Source organism: Bradyrhizobium lablabi, assembly GCF_001440475.1.
Classification (GTDB): domain Bacteria; phylum Pseudomonadota; class Alphaproteobacteria; order Rhizobiales; family Xanthobacteraceae; genus Bradyrhizobium; species Bradyrhizobium lablabi.
Genome location: NZ_LLYB01000071.1, coordinates 331,150 through 356,684 on the forward strand (window position 1 = coordinate 331,150; position 25,535 = coordinate 356,684).

A 25,535-nucleotide genomic window follows, 5' to 3' on the forward strand; every position below is an offset into this window, starting at 1 on the left:
CGAGGATCTCCCAATCCACCGCGACAGTCCCCGTGTCGTTCGATAGCGCGCCGTATTTGGCGGCATTGGTTCCGATCTCGTGCACGATCATCGACAGCACCACGGCGAGTCGCGGCGACAGCGGGACCCGCGGTCCGAACATCCGCACCCGCTCCGGATTATTCAGCAAATAGGGTTGCAGCACCCGCGCGATCACTTCCCGCAACTCCGCGCCCTGCCACTTCTCCTCGCTCAAGAGGTTGTGCGCCTCCGCCAGCGCGCCGAGCCTCCCTTCAAATTTCTCCCGCTCGGCACGGCTCGCGCTGCGGAAGGTCTGGGTGGCAATCGACTGCAGGACCGCGAGCGTATTCTTGACGCGGTGGTTGAGCTCTTCGATCAAAAGATTGTGCAGCATCTCGCCGCGGGCGATCTGGGTTGCCATCCGCACCGCAAAGGCCAGGCCGACCATCAGCAGGACGGCGCCCATCACGCTGGTCAGCGCGAGGTTGCGCCAGAGCGGCGCAACGAGAGAGCTTTCGGCCACGCCGGCGGCCACCGTCCAGCCGGTGAGCGAGGAGCGCGCAAAGCTCGTGATCAGCGGCACGCCCTCGAGCGACACCGTCGACACGGTAGCTTCCGGATTCTGGGACATCTCCGCATAGAACGAGGGCGATGCCGGCTTGCCGACGGTCTCCTGCGGGTTGGGGACACGCGCGAAATTGGTGCCTTCGCTGTCGAAGATCGAGATCGTCCAGTCCTTGCTCGGCCGCTGCTGCTCGATCATCGCCTGGAAGATTTCGATCGGCGGGCTGAAGGAGATGTCGAAAAGCACCTCGTCGTCCCGCATCACGGGCACCTCGACCGTGACGATCAGCCGTCTCTTGATCGTGCCAAAGAACAGGTTGGAATAGATTGGCCTCTTCTCCGCGAAGACCTTCGCGACCATGGGCAGGTTGTTGCGCAATGGCAGGTTCGCCGTATCCGATGTGAGCGAGGAGAATACCTGCCGGCCTTCGCGATCCGCGACCAGCACGACGCCGCCTTCGCCGTACTGGTCGAGGAAGCCCTGGCAGATGCGGCGGAATCCCTCGAAATCCCCGTTACGCAGCGCGTTTGTCAGCGACAGCACCTGCAGCGCCCCGGTGATCCGCTGCACCTCCGCGTCCAGCACGAGGCGAATGCTGCGGCTCGTTTCAAGCACGCGTTGCGTAGCGATCTGGCGGTCCTGCTTGTAATGGTTGAAAACGATGCCGGCCGCGAAAAGGATCAGCGGCAGCGTGGTTCCCGCAACCAGGAGGGCGAGACGCACTGGCAGTGAAGATTTCGGCAACGCAAGCCCCGGATCGGCCCCCAGCTGGGCAGCATAGGAGAAGCCGCCGAATTTCGCCAAGGATATAAGAGGGATGTTGGGGGGTATAAATTCGAGCCGCGGCAAAAAAGCGCCGGGTTCCGGGAGCGCTCGCCGTCGCTCCCCGAAGCCCGGCTTCCCGATCTCAGAGATTGCTGTCGGTGATGGCGGCGTACACCATGGTGCGCAACTCGCGCCGCAGCGGATAGGCGCTCGAGGGCAGCACCTGCGTCATGAAGATCGTGATCAGCTCTTCCGCCGGATCGATGAAAAACGAGGTCGTCGCCGCGCCGCCCCAGTTGAACTCGCCGGGGCTGCCGGGAATCAGCGTCTGCACCGGGTTCATGGTGACCGCAAAGCCAAGGCCGAAGCCGATGCCGTTATAGCTTGCCTCCGAGAACAGCGAGCGCGACAGGGCCGGCAGATCGAGCCCGCCGGGCAGATGGTTCGAGGTCATCAGCTTCAGCGTCTTCGGGCCGAGCAGGCGGACGCCGCCGAGCTCGCCGCCATTAAGCAGCGCCCGGCAGAAGGTGAGATAATCGGCCGACGTCGAGCACAGCCCGCCGCCGCCGGAGATGAAGGAGGGCGGCTCCAGGAATGAACTCGTCATCGGGTCGTCCTGCAGCGTCAGCGTGCCCTTGCGCTCGGTGGCGTGGAACGTCATGCCGCCATCCGGGTCGGCCGAATAGCAGGCGGCGAAACGATGCGCCTTATCCCTTGGCACGAAGAAATCGGTATCGCTCATGCCGAGCGGGTCGAGGATGCGTTCTTTGAGGAACTGCTCGAACGGCTTGCCGCTGATTACACCGATGAGGTAGCCGATCACGTCGGTGGCGACGGAATAGTTCCAGGCCTCGCCCGGCGAAAATTCCAGCGGAATTTTGGCGAGGTCGTCGATCATGCTTTGCAGCGTACCGGCCTTCTCGACTTCGCCGATCTTGTTCTCGCGATAGGCGGCATCGACATTGCTGCGCTGCTGGAAGCCATATGTCAGGCCCGAGGTGTGGCGCAGCAGGTCCACGATCAGCATCGGCCGCGACGGCGGGCGGGTCAGGAACGCGGGATGGGTGCCGGCCACGAACACGCCGAGGTTCTTCCATTGCGGAATGTATTTGTGCACGGGCTCGTCCAGCGCGACACGGCCTTCCTCTACCAGCATCATGAAGGCGACGGACGTGAGCGGCTTGGTCATCGAATAGATGCGGAAGATCGTGTCGTCCTTGACCGGCACCTTGTGCTCGATGTCGGCAAAGCCCTGCGAGGTGGAATGGACGACCTTGCCGCGACGATAGATCAGGAGTTGCGTTCCCGGGAAGCGGCCGGCATCGACGTAGCGCTGCTTCAGATGGTTCTCGAGGCGATCGAGCGCCACCTTGGACATTCCGGCTTGCTCGGGCGAGGCGGGGGTAGGGGCTAACATCGGCGCTGATCTCCGGCTGGCGAGACGTCTTGATAGCGAAAATTGATAGCCGAAAAGTGTCGCACGTTCCAACCGGCCGTGCTTATCCGGGGGGAGACGGTGGTGTAGGGTGGCGCCAGCCTTGGTCTATTCCGCAGGACAGCAAAAATGCGCCAATTCAGCGAAACCGAACTGACCGCCGCCGTAATCCGCAGCTTCGACGATACGCCCGATCCGCGCGCCAAATTCCTGCTCCAGGAACTGGTGAAGTCGCTGCACGACTACGTCCGCAAGACCGATCTCACCTTCGAGGAGTGGGAATATGCGATCGATTTCCTGACGCGGACGGGCCAGAAGTGCACTGCGATCCGGCAGGAGTTCATTCTGCTGTCCGACGTGCTCGGCGTATCGATGCTGGTCGATGCCGTGAACCACAGGGAACGCGAGGGCGCCACAGAGACCACCGTGCTCGGCCCGTTCTATGTCGGTGAGCACAAGGTCACGCCGCATGGCACCGACGTCTCGGCCGATCTGCAAGGCGAGCGGATGTTCGTGCAGAGCCGCGTCACCGACCTCGAGGGCAAGCCGCTGGCGAATGTGCCGGTCGACATCTGGCACGCCGATGGCGACGGCTTCTACGATTCCCAGAAGCCGGCCTATGCGGCGCAGGGGCCGTCGTCACGGGCGCGCTTCATCACCGACGCCGATGGACGGTTCTTCTTCCGCACCATCCTGCCATGCAGCTATCCGATTCCGACCGACGGTCCTGTCGGCGAGATGATCGTGCAGACCGGCCGCCACCCGATGCGACCGGCGCATGTGCATTTCCTGGTCAATGCGCCCGGTCACCAGCCGCTGATCACCCACGTCTTCATCGACGGCGACAAATATCTGGATTCCGACGTGGTGTTTGGCGTCAAGGACGAACTGGTCGCCAAAATCGAAAAGCGAACGGATGCGACGATGCCGGACGGCAAGTCCGCCGGCGAACCATGGCACCTCATGACCTACGAATTCCGGATGAAGCCGGGCGATGGAAACGCGCCAAAGCCGATGATGGCGAAGGCCGCTGAAGACGCATAAGGCATGGTGCTGCACCGCTTGCTCAATTCTTGTGCGCCGCACAAGAATTGAGCGAATCGCAAATTTGGAAAGCTGTGACTGGTTCCTGACCGCTGCCGCTTTTTACGGCAACTTTTCTGCAATGTATTGATATCGATAAGTTTTTTGCGATGCACGAGGCTTGGCACGGAGCTTGAATAGCTAGTGCTGACGCCATCGATGCCGTCCCTTGAGACCACTCATCCGAATTGTGACGCCGCCATTCCGGGGCCTCCCTGGAACACGCCTTTTTGCGCCTAGCGCGGTGCCCCAATCGGACGGCCCCCGTTTCACGCACTGACGCAAAAGGACAACGACGCCCATGACGAAGCCTACCAATCCGACCTCACGCCGCGGTTTCAGCCGCCGCCAGCTCCTGAAGGCGACCGGCGGCACGGCAGCATTGCTCGCCGCCGCCAAGCTGAATTTCCCCGCCGGTGCGTTTGCGCAAGGGGCGGGTCCGGAGGTGAAGGCCGCCAAGCTTGGCTTTATCGCGCTGACCGACGCCACGCCGCTGTTCGTCGCCAAGGAGAAGGGCATCTTCGCGAAATATGGCATGCCTGATGTCGAAGNTGCAGAAGCAGGCGTCCTGGGGCACCACGCGCGACAATCTCGTGCTCGGCTCNGGAAGGCAACGGCATCGACGGTGCGCACATCCTGACCCCGATGCCGTACCTGATTTCAGCCGGCAAGGTCACTCAGAATAACCAGCCGACGCCGATGTACATCCTGGCGCGGCTCAATCTGAATGGCCAGTGCATTTCGGTCGCCAAGGAATATGCCGACCTCAAAATTGGCGTCGACACCGCACCGTTCAAGACAGCGTTGGAAAAGAAGAAGGCGTCTGGCAAAGCCATCAAGGCAGCGATGACCTTCCCCGGCGGGACCCACGATCTCTGGATCCGTTACTGGCTTGCCGCCGGCGGCATCGATCCCGACAAGGATATCGAGACCATCGTCATTCCGCCTGCGCAGATGGTTGCCAATATGAAGGTCGGCACCATGGATGCGTTCTGTGTGTGCGAGCCGTGGAACCTTCAGTTGATCCATCAGAACATCGGCTACACCGCGCTCACGACCGGTGAGCTCTGGGACAAGCATCCGGAGAAGTCGTTCGGCATGCGCGCTGCTTATGTAGACAAATATCCGAAGGCAGCCAAAGCGCTGCTGATGGCGGTGATGGAAGCCCAGCAGTGGGCCGAGAAGGTGGAGAACCGCGAAGAAGCTGCAGTCATCTGCGCCAAGCGCCAGTGGATCAACTGTCCGGTCGAGGACATCACCGACCGCATGAAAGGCAAGTTCGACTATGGCACCGGCCGTGTCGTCGACAACTCACCGCAGCAGATGCGCTTCTGGAAGGACCATGCATCCTATCCGTTCCAGAGCCACGATCTCTGGTTCCTCACTGAGGACATCCGTTGGGGCAAGTTCGAGCCGGGCTTCGACACCAAGGCGCTGATCGCCAAGGTCAACCGCGAAGATCTTTGGAAGGAAGCCGCCAAGGAGCTCGGTGTTGCCGCCGCAGATATCCCGACCTCCAAGTCACGCGGCAAGGAGACCTTTTTCGACGGGAAAGTGTTCGATCCGGAAAATCCGGCGGCATACCTCAAGTCGCTGTCGATCAAGCGCGTCGAGGTTTGATCCGTTCACGTCGAGACATTGGGGTGCGAGGAAACTGGATATGAAAAGAGATCAAACTGATCGCTCGTTTCAGAAATTGAGCCGGCGCGCTTTGCTGAAGGCGGGAGGCGGGACTGCCGCGTTGCTTGCCGCAGCGAAGTTGAATTTTCCAGCAGGCGCCTTCGCCGAGACGGCAGGGCCGGAAGTGAAGGCCGCCAAGCTCGGTTTCATCGCCTTGACCGATGCGGCGCCGCTGTTTGTCGCCAAAGAGAAGGGCATGTTCGCGAAATACGGCATGCCCGACGTCGAGGTCGAGAAACAGGCGTCATGGGGCACCACGCGCGACAACCTCGTGCTCGGTTCAGAGGGCAATGGTATCGACGGTGCCCACATCTTGACCCCGATGCCTTATCAGATGACAGCCGGCATTGTGACTCAAAACAATGTGCCGACGCCGATGCATATTCTGGCCCGGCTGGATCTCAATTGTCAGGGCATCTCGGTCAGCAATGAATACGCCGATTTGAAAGTCGGTCTCGATGCCGCCCCGCTCAAGGCAGCATTGGAAAAGAAGAAAGCGTCCGGCAAGTCCGTTAAGGCTGCGATGACCTTCCCGGGAGGCACGCACGATCTCTGGATTCGGTACTGGATGGCCGCCGGCGGCATCGACCCGGACAAGGATGTCGAAACCATCGTCGTTCCACCGCCTCAGATGGTTGCGAACATGAAGGTCGGCACGATGGATTGCCTTTGCGTCGGCGAGCCATGGAATGAGCAGCTGATCCACCAGAAGGCGGGCTACTCCGCCGTTACGACGGGGGAGATCTGGAAGGACCATCCCGAGAAGGTGCTCGGCATGCGCGCCGCCTGGGTTGATAAGAATCCGCGTGCAGCCAAAGCGTTGCTGATGGCCGTCATGGAAGCGCTGCAGTGGTGCGACAAGGACGCGAACAAGGACGAGTTGGCGGCTATCAGCGCCAAGCGGCAGTGGATGAACGTTCCGGCAGCCGACATCGACGAGCGCATCAAGGGAAACTTCAACTATGGAAACGGGCGAGTTGAGAAGAACAGCCCGCTGCTGATGAAGTTCTGGCGCGACTACGCGTCCTATCCGTTCCAGAGCCACGACCTATGGTTTCTTACGGAGAACATCCGCTGGGGCAAGATGCCAACCAGCATGGATACCAAGGCGCTCATCGCCAAGGTCAATCGCGAGGACCTGTGGCGAGAGGCCGCCAAGGAACTGAAGGTTGCTGCCTCCGATATTCCGGCGTCCAAGTCGCGCGGCAACGAGACCTTCTTCGACGGCAAGGTGTTCGATCCGGAAAACCCGTCTGCGTATCTGAAGTCCCTGTCGATCAAGCGTGTTGATGTCTGATCCAAACCGGGCCGCGCGCCGGACGCGTGCGGCCTGCCTTTTTGAACACGGAGATGCATTTTCAATGACAATGCCTGCGATCAAAGCCGAAGCCACCGCGGTGGCGATTCCGAGCACCTCGCCGGCCACGGCGGCGCCCGTGGTGACGATGACGCCGAAGCAGGCGCCGCGTGCCGAGAAATACGTCAAGATGGCGAAGGAAGCCGCAGTACGCGTCGTGCCGCCGCTGATCGTGCTCGCGCTGTTGATGCTGTTCTGGGAGCTGGTCTGCCGCCGCACCGGCTCGACGCTCCCGCCGCCATCGAAAGTCTTCAAGGACACCAAGGAACTGATCCTCGATCCGTTCTTCGACAATGGCGGCATCGACAAGGGGCTGTTCTGGCATTTGTCCGCCTCGCTGCAGCGCGTCGCCTATGGTTACTCGATTGCCGCCATTGTCGGCATCGCGCTCGGCACGCTGGTCGGGCAGTCAGTGTGGGCGATGCGCGGGCTCGATCCGCTATTCCAGGTGCTGCGCACCATCCCGCCGCTGGCGTGGCTGCCGCTGTCGCTCGCCGCGTTCCGTGACGGTCAGCCCTCGGCGATCTTCGTCATCTTCATCACCTCGGTGTGGCCGATCATCATCAACACCGCGGTCGGCATCCGCAACATCCCGCAGGATTACCGCAATGTCGCGGCGGTGGTGCAGCTCAATCCGCTGGAGTTCTTCTCCAAGATCATGATCCCGGCGGCGGCGCCCTACATCTTCACAGGGCTTCGCATCGGTATCGGCCTGTCGTGGCTAGCGATCGTCGCGGCAGAAATGCTGATCGGCGGCGTCGGCATCGGCTTCTTCATCTGGGACGCCTGGAACTCCTCGCACATCAGCGAAATCATCCTGGCCCTGTTCTATGTCGGCATCATCGGCTTCGTGCTCGACCGTCTGATCGCGGGACTGGCGAAGATCGTGACCCGCGGCACCGCGCTGAACTGAAGGAGAATGTCATGCACGCCTATCTGAAGCTCGACCACATCGACAAGACCTTCACCCGCGGCAACGCCACCACCGAGGTGCTGAAGGAAATCAATCTGACGATCGAGAAGGGAGAATACGTCTCGATCATCGGCCATTCGGGCTGCGGCAAATCCACGCTGCTCAACATCGTGGCAGGCCTCACTGGCGCTACAACCGGCGGCGTGCTCCTGGAAAACCGCGAGGTCAATTCGCCGGGGCCGGATCGTGCGGTGGTGTTCCAGAACCACAGCCTGCTGCCCTGGTTGACGGTCTATGAGAACGTCAAGCTCGGCGTCGACAAGGTGTTCGCCTCGACCAAGACTCGTGCCGAGCGCGACGCCTGGGTGATGCACAATCTCAACCTGGTGCAGATGGCCCATGCCAGGGAAAAGCGCCCGAGCGAAATTTCCGGCGGCATGAAACAGCGCGTCGGCATCGCGCGCGCGCTGGCGATGGAGCCGAAGGTGCTGTTGCTCGACGAGCCCTTTGGCGCGCTCGACGCGCTGACGCGTGCGCATCTGCAGGACTCGGTGATGGCGCTGCATCAGAAGCTCGGCAACACCATCCTGATGATCACCCACGACGTCGACGAGGCCGTGCTCTTGTCGGACCGCATCGTGATGATGACCAACGGTCCGAGCGCGCGGATCGGCGAGGTGCTCGAAGTGCCGTTGACGCGTCCACGCAAGCGGCTCGAGCTCGCGACTAACCCTGCTTACCTCAAGTGCCGGCAGCGCGTGCTCGAATTCCTCTACGAGCGGCATCGCTTCGTCGAAGCGGCCTGAGTCTTGCTTGGTCCAATACGGGGCGGTGCTTCGGAACAGGCAGGAGAGCAGGAATGACGTCAGAGCAAGTCAATCTCGTGCAGCAAAGTTTCGCCAAGGTCGCGCCAATTTCCGAACAGGCGGCGGTGATGTTCTACGACCGCCTGTTCGAGGTCGCGCCGCAGGTGAAGGCGATGTTTCCCGCCGACATGAGCGAGCAGCGCAAAAAGCTGATGGCAACGCTCGCCGTGGTGGTCAACGGCCTTGGCGATCTCGGCGCGGTGTTGCCGGCCGCGAGCGCCTTGGCCAAGCGCCACGTCAGCTACGGCGCCAAGGCCGAGCACTATCCGGTCGTCGGTGGTGCGCTGTTGTGGACGCTGGAGAAAGGACTCGGCGCGGCCTGGACCTCTGACGTCGCCGACGCCTGGACCGCGGCCTACACCACGTTGTCCGGTTACATGATCTCGGAAGCCTACGGCAGCCCGCAAGCCGCCGAGTAAGGACGCGCCATGAGCGAACCGCTTGTCATCGTCGGCAACGGTATGGCCGCTGCCCGTCTCGTCGACGAACTGGCCAAGGTGGCATTGGGCCGCTACGCCATTGCCGTGATCGGCGACGAACCGCGGCTTGCCTATAATCGCGTGCTGCTGTCGTCGGTCCTGGCCGGCGAGACCACCTCGCAGGACATCGAGTTGCGGCCCGCGTCCTGGTGGCGCGACCGCGGCGTCACCCTGAAATATGGCTGCATCGCCACCGAGATCGACGTCGGCCGCCGCGAACTCAAGATCGAGAATGACGAGAGCATTCCGTTTTCGAAACTGGTGCTCACCACAGGATCGTCGCCGCTGCGGCTCAACGTGCCGGGCGCCGATCTCGCCGGCGTCCATACGTTCCGCGACAGCCGCGACGTCGACCTGCTGCTGACGCTGGCGGCGCAGAAAAAGCGTGTCGTCGTGGTCGGCGGCGGATTGCTTGGCCTCGAAGCCGCCTATGGCCTCGCCAAGGCCGGCGCGCCGGTGACGCTGGTGCATCTGATGGACCGCCTGATGGAGCGGCAGCTCGATGCGCCCGCGGCCGAACTTCTGAAGTCGCTTGTCGAGCGCAAGGGGATCGAAATCCTGCTCAACGCCAACACCGCGCAGATCCATGGTGTGACCCGCGTCGAGGACGTCGAACTGGCGGACGGACGCCGGATCGACGCCGATGCCGTGATCTTCGCGGCCGGCATCCGGCCGAACACCGCACTGGCGAAGGAGGCCGGCATCCCGGTCAATCGCGGCATCGTGGTCGACGACCACCTGCAGACCGGCGCATCCGACGTGTTTGCGATTGGGGAATGCGCCGAGCATCGCGGCGTCTGCTACGGCCTGGTCGAGCCGGCTTATGAGCAGGCGCGGGTGCTGGCGCGGCATCTGGCGGGGCGCGAGGCTGCCTATTCCGGCAGCACCGTGGCGACCAACCTCAAGGTTTCCGGCGTCAGCGTATTCTCCGCCGGCGATTTCATCGGCGGCGACGGCAGCGAGAGCATCGTGCTGTCGGATATCAACAACGGCACTTACAAGAAGCTGGTGATCTCAGACGGGCGACTGACCGGCGCGGTGTTGATCGGGGATGTCGCCGACGCGCTCTGGTATCTCGAATTGATCCGTACGCGCCAGCCGACGGCGAGAATTCGCGCCGACATGATGTTCGGCCGCTCGCTCGCGACGCGCTCGGAAGCTGCATGATCCGGTTGCTGCCATGACCATCGTCGATCCCGATCTTCGCGCCGTCAAAACCACCTGCGCCTATTGCGGCGTCGGCTGCGGCGTTCTGGCGACGCCGGACGGGCGGGGTGGGGCGGCGATATCGGGCGATCCCGAGCATCCCGCCAATTTCGGCCGGCTGTGCTCGAAGGGCTCGGCGCTCGGCGAGACGCTCGGCCTCGCCGACCGCTTGCTCTATCCGATGATCCGATGCGGCGAGGGGGTCATGGAGCGCGTGGCTTGGAGTGATGCGCTCGACCATGTCGCGCACCGCTTCCAGCACATCATCGCGCGTGATGGCCCCGGTGCCGTCGCTTTCTATCTCTCCGGCCAGTTGCTGACGGAAGACTATTACGTCGCCAACAAGCTGATGAAGGGGTTTATCGGCAGCGCCAATGTCGACACCAATTCGCGCCTCTGCATGGCCTCGTCCGTCGCCGGACATCGCCGCGCCTTCGGCGCCGACACCGTGCCGGGATGTTATGAGGATCTCGACGAGGCGGATCTGCTCGTGCTGGTCGGCTCCAATGCGGCCTGGTGCCACCCGGTGCTGTACCAGCGCATGCTCGTCAACAAGCAGACGCGCGGCGCGCGCATCGTCGTGATCGATCCGCGCCGCACCGATACCGTTGGCGACGACGACCTGTTCCTGGGATTGAGGCCCGGCACCGATACGGCGCTGTTCAGCGGCTTGCTGGTTCACCTCGCCGACAACGGTGTGCTCGACCGCGGTTACATCGAGCGCCATACGGCTGGCTTCGACGACGCCATCACGCGCGCGCGCAACATCGCGGGCAGCGTCGGGGCGACGGCACTGGCGACCGGTCTTGCCGAGCAGGACGTCGCAACTTTCTTCCAGGTGTTTGCCAGCACGCCGCGCGTGGTCACGCTCTATTCGCAGGGCGTCAACCAGTCGGCGCAGGGCACCGACAAGGTCAACGCCATTCTCAACTGCCACCTCGCGACCGGGCGGATCGGCCTGCCGGGCGCGTCACCGCTCTCGCTGACGGGCCAGCCCAATGCGATGGGTGGGCGCGAGGTCGGCGGACTCGCCAACCAGTTGGCGGCCCATATGGGCTTCACGCCGCCGGACATCGACCGCGTGCGGCGGTTCTGGAAGGCGCCGCGGATCGCGACCCATGAGGGCTTGAAGGCGGTGCAGATGTTCGAGGCCATCGCGCGCGGCGAGATCAAGGCGTTGTGGGTGATGGGCACCAATCCGGCAGTGTCGCTGCCGAACGCCGATGGCGTCCGCGACGCCTTGAAGAAGCTCGAACTGTTCGTGATTTCCGAGAACGTGATTTCCAACGACACGGTCGATGTGGGCGCGCATGTGCTGCTGCCGGCGCAGGCCTGGGGCGAGAAATCCGGCACCGTGACCAATTCGGAGCGGCGGATCTCGCGGCAGCGTGCCTTCCTTGTCCCGCCCGGCGAGACGAAGCCCGACTGGTGGATCATGGGCGAGATTGCAAAGCGCCTCGGCTTCGGCGCGGCCTTCGGCTTTACCTCGGCTGCGGATATTTTTCGCGAGCACGCCGCGCTCTCGGCATTCGAGAATGAGGGCGCGCGCGACTTCGACATCGGCGCGCTGCAGGCGCTGTCGAACAGCGATTTCGACGCGATGGCGCCGGTGCAATGGCCGGCGCGGCAGGGCGCCGAGCCGCAGGCGCGCTTCTTCGGGGAAGGCGGTTTCTTCGCCAACGATTTTCGAGCCCGCTTTGTCGCGCCGGAAGTGCCTGCACTGCGCACGGAGACCACGGCCGCGCGGCCGCTGCGGCTCAACACTGGCCGCATCCGCGACCAGTGGCACACCATGACCCGCACGGGGATGAGCCCGCGGCTCGGCCAGCATTTGCCGGAGCCGTTCGTCGAGGTGCATCCCGACGATGCCGCGCGTTACGGCGTTGCCGACGGCGATTTCGCGCGGGTCACCACCGACTACGGGCAATGCACGCTTCGCATCATCGTCAGCGAACGCCAGCAGCGTGGCATGCTGTTTGCGCCGATCCACTGGAGCGCGGCCAACGCGACCGGCGCGCGCGTAGGCTCGCTGGTGGCCCCGTTGACCGATCCCTTCTCGGGCCAGCCCGAGAACAAGGCGACGCCCGCTTCCATCGTTCCTTACGAATACGTCTTCCGCGGCTTCGCGCTGTCGCGCCAGCCGCTCGAATTCCCGGCGCATGCCTGGGTGGCTCGCGTGGCCGTCAATGGCGGCCATGGCTACCTGTTCGCCGACAATGCCGATGTCACGGGCTGGCAGTCCTGGCTGAAATCCGCCGTGCGCGACGATCTCGCCGAATACAAGGATTTTGGCGGCGGCGTCTATCGTGCGGCATCCTTCAGTGGAGATCGCATCGACACCTGCCTGTTCATTGGTCCTGCCGGGGACGCCGGCGACTGGAACGTGGTCAAAGGCCTGTTTGCCGCGGATGCGCTGAGCCACGACCAGCGCCGCATGCTGCTCTCAGGCAAGTCGGCCGACGGCCTCGCCAACGCCGGCCCGATCGTCTGCGCCTGCTTCGGCGTCGGCCGCAACACGATCTGCGAGACCATAGCCGCCGGCGCGCGTACGGCGGCCGATATTGGCAGCAAGCTGAAAGCCGGCACCAATTGCGGCTCGTGCATTCCGGAGCTGAAGCGGCTGATTGCGCAGGCGAGTACGCGGGATGCCGTGTCGGAGAAATTGGCGGCCGTGAACTGATACCGCCCTCATGGTGAGGAGCGCGAAGCGCGTCTCGAACCGTGAGGCCACCGACGGGGGCCTTCATCCTTCGAGACGCCGCTTCGCGGCTCCTCAGGATGAGGGCTAGGACCTATTCAGGCGCGCGGCGAGACCACACTTCGCTCACCCCTTCCGGTTCTTCGCATTCACCGCGATCGCCGCCGCGGCGGTGCGGTTCTCGACGCCGAGCTTGGAATAGATCTGCTCCAGATGCTTGTCGACGGTGCGCGGCGAGAGACCCAAAATCTGCGCGATGTCGCGGTTGGTCTTGCCCTTGGACAGCCACGACAGCACTTCGCCCTCGCGCGTCGTCAGCCCCAGCTCGCTGGAGAATTCGGCCGGGGTGTCGGCGCCTGAATCCTTGGCAAGCCGCAGCAGGAATTCGTTGGCGCCGAGCTTGCCCATATATTGCAGGCGAAGCTGCTCGCCACCGTGCAACGTCGGCATGGCCGCGACCTTGGCGCCGGCCTTGCCCTTGCGGGCCTGATCGAGCCATTGCGGGATCGGCTCCGGCAGCACGACGTCGTCACCCTCGGCCGCAAACGCATCCGCCAGCAGCTTTTGCGCCTGCGGTGTCGCCCACATGATCCTGCCCACGGCGTTGACCGCGAGCAGATAGCGGCCGGAGACGTCGAGCGCGGCGCGCGCGCTCTGGGTCAGCCGGGCGTTGGCGAGGTGAACGCGGATGCGCGCCAGCATCTCCTGGACCGCGATCGGTTTTGTCACATAGTCGACGCCGCCGGCCTCGAGCCCGCGCACGATGTGCTCGGTCTCGGCGAGCCCCGTCATGAAGATGATCGGCACGTGATCGAGGCCGGCGTCGCGCTTCAGCCGCCGGCAGGTCTCGAACCCGTCCATGCCCGGCATCACGGCGTCGAGCAGCACGATGTCGGGCGTGATCTGGTCGACGATCCGCATCGCAGAGGCGCCGTCGAGCGCAACCATCACCGTCATGCCCGCGCCGTCGAGCGCATCGGTGAGCAGCCGCAGCGTCTCCGGGGAATCGTCGACGACGAGGGCGACGTCACGCTTTTTCGGTTCAATGATCATGGCTGTGCAGGGCTTTCAGGGTCGCCATGTACTGATCGAGGTCGAAACGGTCGATCAGCGCGCGCATTTGTGAAACGAAATCGGCATGTTCGGGATGATCGTTGCCGATTTCGTCGAGCTTGAGCTGGATCGCTCTGATATAACCGAGTTGCCCGAGCCCGATCAGCTCTTCGACGTGTTTCAACGGCGGCCGTGAGCCGGTCTCCGGCTTCCAGTGCGGGGCGGGGAGCTGGTCGGCCTCATATTGCCATTCGAGCTTGAGCAGTTGCCTGATGGTTTCGAGCAGGCGGGGAATATCGATCGGCTTCATCAGATAGCCGTCGTGGAACGGCTGCGCCAGCGGCGCGCCGTGGGCTTCCAGCGCGCTCGCCGAGACCATGAGGATGCGGGCCTGGTGATGGCCGCTCTCACGCAACGTCTGCGCCACCGTCCATCCGTCCATGCCGGCCATCGAAATATCCAGCAGGAACAGATCAGGCCGGCAGTGCTGCGCGAGCGCCAGGCAGCCGGGCCCGTCGGGCGCGCTCAGCAGGATGAAGCCGAGCGGCGTCAGCACTTCGCGGAGGAGGTCGCGGTGAGTCGGATCGTCGTCGGTAATCAGAATGGTCTTGCGCGGGCCGTGATAGCCGAAGATCGGCGCTTCCACCGGCGCGATGCGGGTCGGGTTGGTGACTTCCGACAGCAGGATCTTGACGCGGAACGTGCTGCCGGTGCCGACCTCGCTTGCCACCTTGATATCGCCGCCCATCACCCCCGCCAGCAGCCGGCTGATGGTGAGGCCAAGCCCGGTGCCGGTCTGCGGCTGCGAGACGCCAAGTGCGCCGCGTTCGAACGGCGCAAAGATGCGTTCGAGATCGTCCGCCTGGATGCCGGGCCCGGTGTCGATGATCTCGAACTCCGCAACAGGGCTGCGGTAATGCACGACGAATTGCACGCTGCCGCTCTGCGTGAACTTCAGCGCGTTCGACAGCAGGTTGATCAGAACCTGCCGCAGCCGCTTCTCGTCGGCATAGACCACGACGGGCAGCACCGCGGGCCGCTTGAACACGAAGTCGATGCCCTTGGCGGCAGCCTGAACGCGGAACATGCCGACGAGCTGATCGAGAAATTCGCTCAAGCGTACCTCGTCGCGCGACAGATAGAGCCGGCCGGCCTCGATCTTGGAAATATCGAGAATGCCGTCGATCAGCCCCGACAGATGATCGGCGCTGCGTCGCACCACGCGCACCTGGTCGCGTGGCTTTGTCGCAAGGCTCGAATCCTGTTCCAGCAATTGCGCGTAGCCGCTAATTGCGTTCAGCGGCGACCGCAGCTCGTGGCTCAACCCGACAACGTAGCGGCTCTTGGCGAGGTTGGCGGACTCCGCGACTTCCTTGGCGCGCTGCAACTCGGCATCAGTGCGCTTGTGCGCGTCGATTTCCTGAATCAGCAGCGTGGTCTGCCGCCGCGTCTCCGCTTCCGCGGCGCGGCGGCTCTGCTCCGCCAGCACGAACAGCCATGCCACAACGCCGATGATGATGGTGAGCGCGAAAAATACCTTCCACAGCACGTCCGACAGCGCAAAGTTCTCGGCCGGCATCGTCGCCGAGGTCTGCAGATAGATCAGCCCGAGCGTCAGTCCGACGAGGCCGGCGGAAACCGCGAACACGCCGAGGTAATGCCCGAACTGCGAATTGATCCGCGCAAAGATCGGCTCCGGCAGCAGTTTCCCGAGCATGTCCGAGACCTGGGCGCCTGCGCGCGCATGCGGCTTGCAGAGATCGTGGCAGCGCGCATCGAGCGAACAGCACAGCGAGCAGATCGGCCCGGCATAGGCCGGGCAGGAGGCCATATCCTCCGGCTCGAACGAATGCTCGCAGATACAGCACTGGATCGATTCGAGGTTCTGCCAGCTCCGCTTCGGCTTTCGCGCGATGTAATATTTGCCGTCGGTCGCCCATGCGATCAACGGCGCGGTGACGAAGGCAACCGCCAGCGCCACGAAGGCGGAGAGCGCCTTCGCCGTCGGGCCGAACAGGCCGTAGAACGCCGAGATCGAGACGATGGTCGCGATCGTCATCGCGCCGACGCCGACCGGATTGATGTCGCAGAGATGCGCGCGCTTGAACTCGATGTGCTGTGGCCGGAGCCCCAGCGGCTTGTTGACGACGAGATCGGCGACCAGCGCGCCGACCCAGGCGATCGCCACGTTGGAATAAAGCGCCAGCGTCTGCTCCAGCGCCTTGTAGACGCCGATTTCCATCAGCAGCAGCGCCACCACGACATTGAACACCAGCCACACCACGCGGCCGGGATGGCTGTGGGTCAGCCGCGAGAAGAAGTTCGACCAGGCGATCGAGCCGGCATAGGCGTTGGTGACGTTGATCTTGATCTGCGAGAGGATGACGAAGGTGCCCGTCAGCGCCAGCGCCATGTCCGGCTGCGACAGCACGTAGCGGAACGCTTCGAGATACATATGCGCGGGCTCGGCGGCCTGCTCGCTGGAGAGCCCGTGGCTCAGCGCAAAGAAGGCGAGGAACGAGCCGAGCAGCAGCTTGAGCGCGCCGAAGAGGATCCAGCCGGGGCCGGCGATCAACAGCGAGATCCACCATGACGTCCGCGACGTGCGGCGGTCGCGCGGCAGAAAGCGCAGGAAGTCGACCTGCTCGCCGATCTGCGCAACAAGTGAAAACACCACCGAGGCAGCGGTGCCGAATAGCAGCAAATCAAGATGGCCGCCGGCATCGCCATGCTCGCCGGCGAACTTTCGCCATTCCGTGAACGAATGCGGATTGGCATAGGCGATCGCGACGAAGGGGAGGATGTGCAGGATGATCCAGATCGGCTGCGTCCATAGTTGGAAGCGGCTGATCAGCGTGATGCCGTAGGTGACGAGTGGAATGATCACGACGGCGCTGATGAGATAGCCGATCGGCCGGGGGATGCCGAAGCACATCTCCAGCGCGGAGGCGAGAATGACCGCCTCGATCGCGAAGAAGATGAAGGTGAAGGAGGCGTAGATCAGCGAGGTGATGGTCGAGCCGATATAGCCGAAGCCGGCGCCGCGGGTCAGCAGGTCGATATCGATGCCGCATTTGGCGGCATGATAGGCAATCGGCAGGCCGCAGAAGAAAATGATGACGCTGACGACCAGGATGGCAACGGTGGCGTTGGTGGCGCCGTAATTCAGCGTAATCGTGCCGCCGATCGCCTCCAGCGCCAGAAACGAGATCGCGCCAAGGGCCGTATTGGCGACGCGGGCGGCGGACCATCGCCGCGCGCTCTTGGCGGTGAAGCGCAGCGCGTAGTCTTCCAGCGTCTGGTTGGCAACCCATTGATTATACTGGCGCCTGACGCGGTCTATCCGCTGCCGCCCTGCCACCTATTTGCTCCTGCCCAGTTCAGCCGACCCCCGTCCAGCCAGCAAACTCCGTACCAAAACCTACGTCGCTATTTTGCGGTGCAGTATACGCAATCCCACGTATCTGTGCAGTGCACAATTCTGGGCAATCCTCGCCTGACCAATAAGCGTTCTCGAACAAAATGGGGTGCTCATGTCAGACGAACCAAACAAGGGCTTGCAGTCGCCGCTTCGCCGCAAACTGCTGATGGGCGCGGCGGCCTTGCCGCTCATTTCCATCCTTCCGCGGCCGTCATTCGGGGCGGGTCCCGCCACCGCCACAGTCAACACCACGGGCCTCGCGGTCACCGACACGGAAGTCACCGTCGGCATTCTGCACTCGGCCACCGGCACCATGGCGATCTCGGAGACCGGCTCGATCCAGGCTGAAAAGCTCGCGATCGAACAGATCAACGCCGCCGGCGGCGTGCTCGGGCGCAAGATCAAGTTCATCCAGGAAGACGGCGCCAGCGACTGGCCGACATTTGCGGAAAAGGCCAAGAAGCTGCTCGTCAACGACAAGGTCGCCGCGATCATGGGCTGCTGGACCTCGGCATCGCGCAAGGCGGTGCTGCCGGTCGTCGAGCAGTACAACGGCATGCTCTATTACCCGACCTTCTATGAAGGCCTCGAGCAGTCCAAGAACGTCATCTACACCGGCCAGGAAGCCACCCAGCAGATTCTCGCCGGCCTGAACTGGATCGCCAAGGAGAAGGGCGCCAAGTCATTCTTCTTCATCGGCTCGGACTACATCTGGCCGCGCACCTCGAACAAGATCGCACGCAAGCATGTCGAGAACGTGCTGAAGGGCAAGGTCGTCGGCGAGGAATATTACGCGCTCGGCAGCACCCAGTTCAATTCGGTCATCAACAAGATCAAGCTGACCAAGCCCGACGTCATCTTCACCGACGTGGTCGGCGGCTCGAACGTCGCCTTCTACAAGCAGCTCAAGGCGGCCGGCGTCGACCTGTCGAAGCAGGCGCTGCTGACGATCTCGGTGACCGAGGACGAAATCGACGGCATCGGCGGCGAAAACATCGCGGGCGCTTATGCCTGCATGAAGTACTTCCAGTCGCTCGACAATGCCAACAACAAGGCGTTCGTTCCCGCCTTCAAGAAGCTGTGGGGCGAGAAGACTGTGATCGGCGACGTGACGCAGGCCGGCTATCTCGGCCCGTGGCTGTGGAAACTGACCTGCGAGAAGGCCGGCAGTTTCGATGTCGACAAGATCGCGGCCGCATCGCCCGGCGTTGAGTTCAAGGAAGCGCCCGAAGGCTACGTGCGCATCCATGAAAACCATCACCTGTGGTCGAAGACCCGGGTCGGCCGCGCCAAGCTCGATGGCCAGTTCGAACTGATCTTCGAGACGTCGGATCTGGTCGAGCCCGATCCGTTCCCGAAGGGCTACCAGTAAGGGCTGCGGACTCCCCGCAAGCTTCCCGAGCAAGAGCTCCCTGGCGTGGACCGTCAATCCGCGCTTGACGACCCCGCGTCGCGACTTTGCTCGCGGCGCGGGGACTTTATCCCCTCGACGGAGAAACATCGATGTTCGGCGACTATTCGATTGGCGATCTGGGCTCCATCTTCGTCATGCAGGGCTTTGCGGGCCTGATCCTGTTTTCCGTCTACGTGCTGATGGCGCTGGGGCTGGCGATCATCTTCGGCCAGATGGGCGTCATCAACATGGCGCATGGCGAGTTCATGATCCTCGGCGCCTACGTCACCTGGATGACGTCGAACTTCTTCCAGGCGTTCCTGCCGAGCCTGTTCAGCGGCTATTTCTTCCTCGCGATGATACTGGCCTTCCTGGCCTCCGGCGCGTTGGGGATGCTGGTCGAATGGGCGCTGATCCGGCATCTATACAAGCGTCCGCTCGACACGCTGCTGGCCACCTGGGGCCTCAGCCTGATGCTGCAGCAGGCCTATCGTTCGATCTTCGGCGCGCGTGAAGTCGGCGTCGATCTTCCGCAATGGATGCTGGGCTCGCTCAAGGTGACCGACAGCATCGAGGTCCCGATCAACGGCGTCTTCGTGATGGGCCTGACGGTGCTGATCACCGTCGTGGTCGCCTACGTTCTGTACAAATCGCGCTGGGGCCGTCAGGTCCGCGCCGTGGTGCAGAACCGCATCATGGCCGGCGCCGTCGGCATCAATACCGAGAAGGTCGACCGTTACACCTTCGGGCTTGGTTGCGGCATTGCCGGCATCGCCGGAAGCGCCTTCACCATGATCGGCTCGACCGGGCCCACTTCAGGCCAGCTCTACATCGTCGATACCTTCCTGGTTGTCGTGTTCGGCGGCGCCGCCAGCCTGCTCGGCACCATCGCCTCCGCCTTCTCGATCTCGCAGACCCAGTCGACGCTGGAATTCTTCATGTCGGGCTCGATGGCCAAGGTGCTGACGCTGCTCGCCGTGGTCGGAATCCTGATGTTGCGGCCGCAAGGCCTGTTCGCCCTCAAAGTCCGCAAATAACAGAAGCAGGCCCGGTCATGATCAACTCACGCTTCTTCAATCGATCCGAGCTCATCGGCTTCATTGCGCTGGCCGCCATCCTGTTCGTGATCCTGCCGCTGTCGCTGGATGTGTTCCGCCTCAACCTGGTCGCGAAATATCTGACCTACGCCTTCGTTGCGATCGGGCTGGTGCTGTGCTGGGGCTATGGCGGCATTCTGAGCCTGGGGCAGGGCGTGTTCTTCGGCCTCGGCGGCTACTGCATGGCGATGTTCCTCAAGCTGGAAGCCTCCAGCGTCGAGAACACCAAGATCCAGTCGACGCCCGGCATTCCCGATTTCATGGACTGGAACCAGATCACGTCGCTGCCCCTGTTCTGGCAGCCGTTCCACAGCCTCACCTTCACCATCGCTGCCATCATCCTGGTGCCCGGCCTGTTCGCCCTGATCATCGGCACCGCGATGTTCAAGCGCCGTGTCGGCGGCACCTATTTCGCGATCATCACCCAGGCGGTCGCCGCGATCCTGACCATTTTGATCGTGGGACAGCAGGGCTACACCGGCGGCATCAACGGCATGACCGATCTGCGCACGCTGAAGGGTTGGGACATCCGGCCGGATCATGCCAAGATCATCCTGTACTTCGTCGAAGTGGTGTTGCTGTTCGCCTGCATCGGCATCGCGCAGTTCATCCGCCTGACCAAGCTCGGCCGCATCCTGGTGGCGATGCGCGAACAGGAAGACCGCGTCCGGTTCTCCGGCTACAGCGTCGCCAACTTCAAGATCTTCGCCTTCTGCATGGCCGCGGTCTTTGCCGCGATCGGCGGCGCCATGTTCGCGCTCAATGTCGGCTTCATGTCACCGTCCTTTGTCGGCATCGTGCCGTCGATCGAGATGGTGATCTACACGGCGGTCGGCGGGCGGATGTCGATCTTCGGCGCGGTGTGGGGCTCGTTGCTGGTCAACTTCGCCAAGACCGGCCTTTCGGAATCCTTCCCGCAGCTCTGGCTGTTCGGCCTCGGCGCGCTGTTCATCGCGGTCGTGCTGGCCTTCCCGAACGGCCTGTCGGGAATCTGGGCCGATTACGTTCAGCCGCGCATCGACCGGCTGCTGGCATCGCGCAAATCAAAGTCGGGTACCCCGTGGGCCGATAATTCCGTCGCCGACGGCGCGCCGGCGGAGTGAGGAGGCAAGCATGCTCATCGGTCATCTCGGTTGCCGATGCCCCACCGGCGAAATGAGGAGATAGATCATGCTCATCGGTCACCTCGGTTGCCGATGCCCCACTGGCGGAATGCGGAGATAGATCATGCTCATCGGTCACCAGCCCAAACCCTTCCTGCTCGCGGTCGAGGGACTCACCGTGTCGTTCGACGGCTTCAAGGCCGTGAACAATCTCTCCTTCTATGTCGAGGAGAACGAGATCCGCGTCATCATCGGCCCCAACGGCGCCGGCAAGACCACGGTGCTCGATCTGATCTGCGGAAAGACCAAGGCGACGTCGGGCTCGATCCAGTTTCGCGGCAAGGAGCTGACGAAGCTGAAGGAGAACCAGATCGTGCAGACCGGGGTGGGACGCAAGTTCCAGACGCCGTCGGTGTTCGAAGACCTCACCGTGTTCGAGAACCTCGAGATTTCCTACCCGCGCGGCCGCACCGTGTTCGGCTCGCTGGCCTTTCAGCGCGACGCGGCGGTCAAGGAGCGCGTCGAGGAAGTCGCCGAGATGATTTTCCTGAAGGATCGCCTCGATACCTATGCCGACCAGCTCAGCCACGGCCAGAAGCAATGGCTCGAGATCGGCATGCTGCTGATCCAGGACCCGGAGCTCCTGATGCTCGACGAGCCGGTAGCCGGAATGAGCGTCAGCGAGCGCGCCAAGACCGCCGAATTGCTCAACCGCATCATCAAGGACCGCTCGGTGCTCGTCATCGAGCATGACATGAAGTTCGTCGAGGACATCGCCCACAAGGTCACCGTGCTGCACCAGGGCCAGATCCTGTCGGAGGGCACGATGGAGAAGGTCAAGAACGATCCGAAGGTCATTGAAGTTTACCTCGGGCATTAAGGAGCAGGGGCATGCTGGCTATTTCGGATCTTCACGTCGCTTACGGCCAGAGCGAGGTGCTGCACGGCCTGAACGTATCGGTCGCGCCCAACGAGATCGTGGCGATCATGGGCCGCAACGGCATGGGCAAGACCACGCTGATGAAATCGCTGATGGGTATCCTGCCCACGAAGAGCGGCTCGGTGAAAATGGACGGCGCCGAGCTCAACGCGATGCAGAGTTTTGAGCGGGTCGCAAAGGGCCTCGCCTATGTGCCGCAGGGTCGCATGATCTTTTCCACCATGACGGTGAAGGAGAACATCGAAACCGGCCTGGTCGTATCCGGCGGCGCGGAAGTGCCCGATGACATCTATGAGCTGTTTCCGGTGCTGCTGGAGATGAAGAACCGCCGCGGCGGCAATCTGTCGGGCGGTCAGCAGCAACAGCTCGCGATTGCGCGCGCGCTCGCGACCAAACCAAAAGTGCTGCTGCTGGATGAGCCGACCGAGGGCATCCAGCCGTCGATCATCAAGGAAATGGCGCGGACGCTGAAGCGGATCCGCGACGAGCGGGGCCTGTCGATCGTCGTCTCTGAGCAGGTCTTGAGCTTTGCGCTCGATATCGCCGACCGCGTGCTGGTCATCGAGAACGGCGAGATCGTTCGCGACGATCCGCGCGACAGCGTCGATGCCGCGCAGGTCTCGAAATTCCTGTCGGTCTGAACCGTAACTGTGTTGCCAAGAAAGGGGAGCTATCGATGCCAGAGACACTGATCAAGGTCGATCTTACCAAGTCGGCCTACGAGAACGACATGATCCACAACCGCTGGCACCCCGATATTCCGATCGTGGCGTGGGTCAATCCCGGCGACGATTTCATCATCGAGACCTATGACTGGACCGGCGGCTTCATCAAGAACAATGATTCCGCCGACGACGTGCGCGACATCGATCTGTCGATCGTGCACTTCCTGTCCGGCCCGATCGGCGTCAAGGGCGCCGAGCCCGGCGACTTGCTTGTGGTCGACCTGCTCGATGTCGGTCCGCTCAAGGAGAGCCTCTGGGGCTTCAACGGCTTCTTCTCCAAACAAAATGGCGGCGGATTCCTCACCGATCATTTCCCGCTGGCGCAGAAATCGATCTGGGACATCAAGGGCCTCTACACCTCGTCGCGTCACGTGCCCGGCGTTAATTTTGCCGGCCTGATCCATCCCGGCCTGATCGGCTGTCTGCCCGATCCGAAACTGCTCGCGACCTGGAACGAGCGCGAGACCGCACTGATCGCGACCAACCCGACCCGCGTGCCGGGTCTGGCCAATCCGCCGTTCGCCGCGACCGCGCATGCCGGCCGCGCCAAGGGCGATGCCAAGGCCAAGGTCGGCGCGGAGGGCGCGCGCACCGTGCCGCCGCGCGAGCATGGCGGCAATTGCGACATCAAGGATCTCTCCCGCGGCTCGAAGATCTTCTTCCCGGTCTATGTGCCGGGCGGCGGCCTTTCGATGGGCGATCTGCACTTCAGCCAGGGCGACGGCGAGATCACCTTCTGCGGCGCCATCGAAATGGCGGGCTGGTTGCACCTGAAGGTCGACGTCATCAAGGACGGCGTCGCCAAATACGGTATCAAGAATCCCGTGTTCAAGCCGTCGCCGATCACGCCGAACTACAAGGACTATCTGATCTTCGAAGGCATCTCGGTGGATGAAGCCGGCAAGCAGCATTACCTCGACGTCCACATCGCCTATCGCCAGGCCTGTCTGAACGCGATCGAGTACCTGAAGAAGTTCGGTTACTCCGGCGCGCAGGCCTATTCCATCCTCGGCACCGCGCCGTGCCAGGGCCACATATCAGGCGTGGTCGACGTGCCGAACGCCTGCGCCACGCTATGGCTGCCGACGGAGATCTTCGACTTCGACATCATGCCGTCGTCGGCCGGTCCCATCAAACACATCACGGGCGACATCCAGATGCCGATCTCGCCGGACAAGTGATCCCTGCGCGAGAAGGATGCGGGACGGCTCAAGCGTGCCGGCCGCCCCGCATCCGCCATTCGCGAAATTCTCCTTCGAACTATTCGCGCAAGGAAACCAGATGCCCGTCTACGAATATCTCTGCAACGATTGCGGCCCGTTCACGGATATACGGCCGATGTCCGAATACGACAATCCGCAGGACTGCCCGCACTGCGACAATGAATCACCCCGCGTGATCCTGACCGCGCCGGCGTTCTTCTGCATGCCATCCGACAAGCGCAAGGCGATCGCCACCAACGAGCGCAGCGCCCACGCACCGAAAACGGTTGCCGAATACAAGGCTTCCCACGGCCCCGGCTGTGGCTGCTGTTCTACCGGCAAGAAGAAGCCGGCTCGGCTGATGACCAAGACAAAGAGCGGCGCGAAGGGTTTTCCCACCGCGCGGCCGTGGATGATCAGCCATTAGCAGCGCGATCCGTCAAACCCAAACCAGAACAAGAGGCGAGTTCCATGCTTCACGGTGACATTTCTTCCAGCAACGACGCGGTCGGTGTCGCAGTCGTCAATTACAAGATGCCGCGCCTGCATACCAAGGCCGAGGTGCTCGACAACGCCCACAAGATCGCCGACATGATCGTGGGCATGAAGCTCGGCCTGCCGGGCATGGATCTCGTGATCTTCCCGGAATATTCCACCCACGGCATCATGTACGACTCCAAAGAGATGTACGAGACCGCCTCATCGGTTCCGGGCGAAGAGACTGCGATCTTCGCGGAAGCCTGCCGCAAGGCCAAGGTGTGGGGCGTGTTCTCGCTGACCGGCGAGCGCCATGAAGAGCATCCCAACAAGGCGCCGTACAACACGTTGATCCTGATGAACGACAAGGGCGAGATCGTTCAGAAGTATCGCAAGATCATGCCGTGGGTGCCGATCGAGGGCTGGTATCCCGGCAAGTGCACCTACGTCTCCGAGGGACCGAAGGGCCTGAAGATCAGCCTGATCATCTGCGACGACGGCAATTATCCGGAGATCTGGCGCGACTGCGCGATGAAGGGCGCCGAGCTGATCGTGCGCTGCCAGGGCTACATGTATCCGGCCAAGGAGCAGCAGGTGCTGATTTCCAAGGCGATGGCCTGGGCCAACAACGTCTATGTCGCGGTCGCCAACGCGGCCGGCTTCGACGGCGTCTATTCCTATTTCGGCCACTCTGCGATCATCGGCTTCGACGGCCGCACGCTCGGCGAGACCGGTGAGGAAGAGTACGGCATCCAGTACGCGGGCCTGTCGAAGAGCCTGATCCGCGACGCCCGCCGCAACAATCAGTCGCAGAACCATCTCTTCAAGCTCTTGCATCGCGGCTACACCGGCAAAATCAACTCCGGCGAAGACGCAAAGGGCGTCGCGGAATGCCCCTACGATTTCTATGCGAAGTGGATCGCCGATCCCGAGGGCACCCGTGAGATGGTCGAGGCGTTGACACGGCCGACGGTCGGGACGGACGAATGTCCGATCGACGGCATTCCGAACGGGATGACGGCGAGTAATTATTGACGACTTCGTAGGGTGCGCAAAGCGCAGCGTGCCCACCATTCA

20 protein-coding genes and 1 pseudogene are annotated in these 25,535 nt (G+C 62.8%); 17 read left to right on the forward strand and 4 right to left on the reverse strand.

The genetic code is table 11. The annotated features are described in order from the left end of the window. Together CQ14_RS18955 and CQ14_RS18960 are read right to left on the reverse strand one after the other, a co-directional pair. On the reverse strand, window positions 1-1,309 hold a 1,309-nt coding region (locus tag CQ14_RS18955; RefSeq protein ID WP_245320401.1), incomplete at its 3' end, for a sensor histidine kinase. A 163-nt stretch (window positions 1,310-1,472) separates the two neighbouring features. Beyond that, entirely contained in the window at window positions 1,473-2,747 is a 1,275-nt protein-coding gene (locus tag CQ14_RS18960; protein WP_057859342.1) for a serine hydrolase domain-containing protein, read from the reverse strand. Between the two features lie 147 nt (window positions 2,748-2,894). Here CQ14_RS18960 and CQ14_RS18965 point away from each other — a divergent pair, with 147 nt between their 5' ends. The 9 genes and pseudogenes from CQ14_RS18965 (at window position 2,895) to CQ14_RS19000 (ending at window position 13,029) form a co-directional block, all read left to right on the forward strand. Then, window positions 2,895-3,809, forward strand: coding sequence for an intradiol ring-cleavage dioxygenase (locus CQ14_RS18965; RefSeq protein ID WP_057859343.1), 915 nt, complete (start codon window positions 2,895-2,897; stop codon window positions 3,807-3,809). Between the two features lie 340 nt (window positions 3,810-4,149). Then, the coding region (locus CQ14_RS46450) for an ABC transporter substrate-binding protein (protein WP_245320402.1) at window positions 4,150-4,399 on the forward strand (250 nt) is incomplete at its 3' end. Window positions 4,400-4,453: 54 nt separating this feature from the next. Continuing rightward, a pseudogene (locus tag CQ14_RS18970) lies at window positions 4,454-5,468 on the forward strand (CmpA/NrtA family ABC transporter substrate-binding protein); the annotation flags it as partial. A 40-nt stretch (window positions 5,469-5,508) separates the two neighbouring features. Then, the gene (locus CQ14_RS18975) at window positions 5,509-6,825 is read left to right on the forward strand and encodes a CmpA/NrtA family ABC transporter substrate-binding protein (RefSeq protein WP_057859344.1); all 1,317 of its coding nucleotides are present in this window, start codon (window positions 5,509-5,511) and stop codon (window positions 6,823-6,825) included. Window positions 6,826-6,889: 64 nt separating this feature from the next. Beyond that, a complete protein-coding gene (gene ntrB / locus CQ14_RS18980; protein ID WP_057859345.1) occupies window positions 6,890-7,798 on the forward strand; it encodes a nitrate ABC transporter permease in 909 nt (302 codons plus the stop codon). Window positions 7,799-7,809: 11 nt separating this feature from the next. After that, complete coding sequence (locus tag CQ14_RS18985; protein ID WP_057859346.1) at window positions 7,810-8,604, forward strand: ABC transporter ATP-binding protein; 795 nt, start codon at window positions 7,810-7,812, stop codon at window positions 8,602-8,604. A gap of 53 nt (window positions 8,605-8,657) precedes the next feature. Continuing rightward, complete coding sequence (locus CQ14_RS18990) at window positions 8,658-9,083, forward strand: globin family protein (protein WP_057859347.1); 426 nt, start codon at window positions 8,658-8,660, stop codon at window positions 9,081-9,083. A gap of 9 nt (window positions 9,084-9,092) precedes the next feature. Continuing rightward, on the forward strand, window positions 9,093-10,310 hold the full coding sequence (locus CQ14_RS18995; RefSeq protein ID WP_057859348.1) for an NAD(P)/FAD-dependent oxidoreductase: 1,218 nt from the start codon (window positions 9,093-9,095) through the stop codon (window positions 10,308-10,310). A 13-nt stretch (window positions 10,311-10,323) separates the two neighbouring features. Then, window positions 10,324-13,029 (forward strand): nitrate reductase, encoded by a 2,706-nt coding sequence (locus CQ14_RS19000; RefSeq protein WP_057859349.1) that lies wholly within the window; start codon window positions 10,324-10,326, stop codon window positions 13,027-13,029. Window positions 13,030-13,173: 144 nt separating this feature from the next. Here the strand turns inward: CQ14_RS19000 and CQ14_RS19005 are convergent, their stop codons facing one another. Further along, a complete protein-coding gene (locus tag CQ14_RS19005; RefSeq protein ID WP_057859350.1) occupies window positions 13,174-14,100 on the reverse strand; it encodes a response regulator in 927 nt (308 codons plus the stop codon). Beyond that, window positions 14,090-17,461, reverse strand: coding sequence for a hybrid sensor histidine kinase/response regulator (locus tag CQ14_RS19010; protein WP_057859351.1), 3,372 nt, complete (start codon window positions 17,459-17,461; stop codon window positions 14,090-14,092). The genes CQ14_RS19005 and CQ14_RS19010 overlap by 11 nt, the downstream gene beginning before the upstream one ends. 172 nt (window positions 17,462-17,633) lie before the next feature. On the opposite strand from CQ14_RS19010, the gene urtA reads away from it, so the two are divergent. The 8 genes from urtA to CQ14_RS19050 all read left to right on the forward strand — a co-directional run bounded on the left by urtA (window position 17,634) and on the right by CQ14_RS19050 (window position 25,493). Then, window positions 17,634-18,893: an urea ABC transporter substrate-binding protein gene (urtA, locus tag CQ14_RS19015; protein ID WP_057859352.1), complete on the forward strand. Its 1,260-nt coding sequence runs from the start codon at window positions 17,634-17,636 to the stop codon at window positions 18,891-18,893. Between the two features lie 131 nt (window positions 18,894-19,024). Further along, complete coding sequence (gene urtB / locus CQ14_RS19020) at window positions 19,025-19,951, forward strand: urea ABC transporter permease subunit UrtB (RefSeq protein ID WP_057859353.1); 927 nt, start codon at window positions 19,025-19,027, stop codon at window positions 19,949-19,951. 17 nt (window positions 19,952-19,968) lie between these two features. Further along, window positions 19,969-21,114: an urea ABC transporter permease subunit UrtC gene (urtC, locus tag CQ14_RS19025; protein ID WP_057859354.1), complete on the forward strand. Its 1,146-nt coding sequence runs from the start codon at window positions 19,969-19,971 to the stop codon at window positions 21,112-21,114. Between the two features lie 124 nt (window positions 21,115-21,238). Beyond that, the gene (urtD, locus tag CQ14_RS19030; RefSeq protein WP_057835713.1) at window positions 21,239-21,994 is read left to right on the forward strand and encodes an urea ABC transporter ATP-binding protein UrtD; all 756 of its coding nucleotides are present in this window, start codon (window positions 21,239-21,241) and stop codon (window positions 21,992-21,994) included. Between the two features lie 11 nt (window positions 21,995-22,005). Beyond that, a complete protein-coding gene (gene urtE / locus CQ14_RS19035) occupies window positions 22,006-22,695 on the forward strand; it encodes an urea ABC transporter ATP-binding subunit UrtE (protein WP_057859355.1) in 690 nt (229 codons plus the stop codon). Between the two features lie 35 nt (window positions 22,696-22,730). Further along, on the forward strand, window positions 22,731-23,960 hold the full coding sequence (fmdA, locus tag CQ14_RS19040; RefSeq protein WP_057859356.1) for a formamidase: 1,230 nt from the start codon (window positions 22,731-22,733) through the stop codon (window positions 23,958-23,960). A 100-nt stretch (window positions 23,961-24,060) separates the two neighbouring features. After that, entirely contained in the window at window positions 24,061-24,408 is a 348-nt protein-coding gene (locus tag CQ14_RS19045) for an FmdB family zinc ribbon protein (protein WP_057859424.1), read from the forward strand. A gap of 44 nt (window positions 24,409-24,452) precedes the next feature. After that, entirely contained in the window at window positions 24,453-25,493 is a 1,041-nt protein-coding gene (locus CQ14_RS19050; RefSeq protein ID WP_057859357.1) for an aliphatic amidase, read from the forward strand. Window positions 25,494-25,535: the final 42 nt, after the last annotated feature.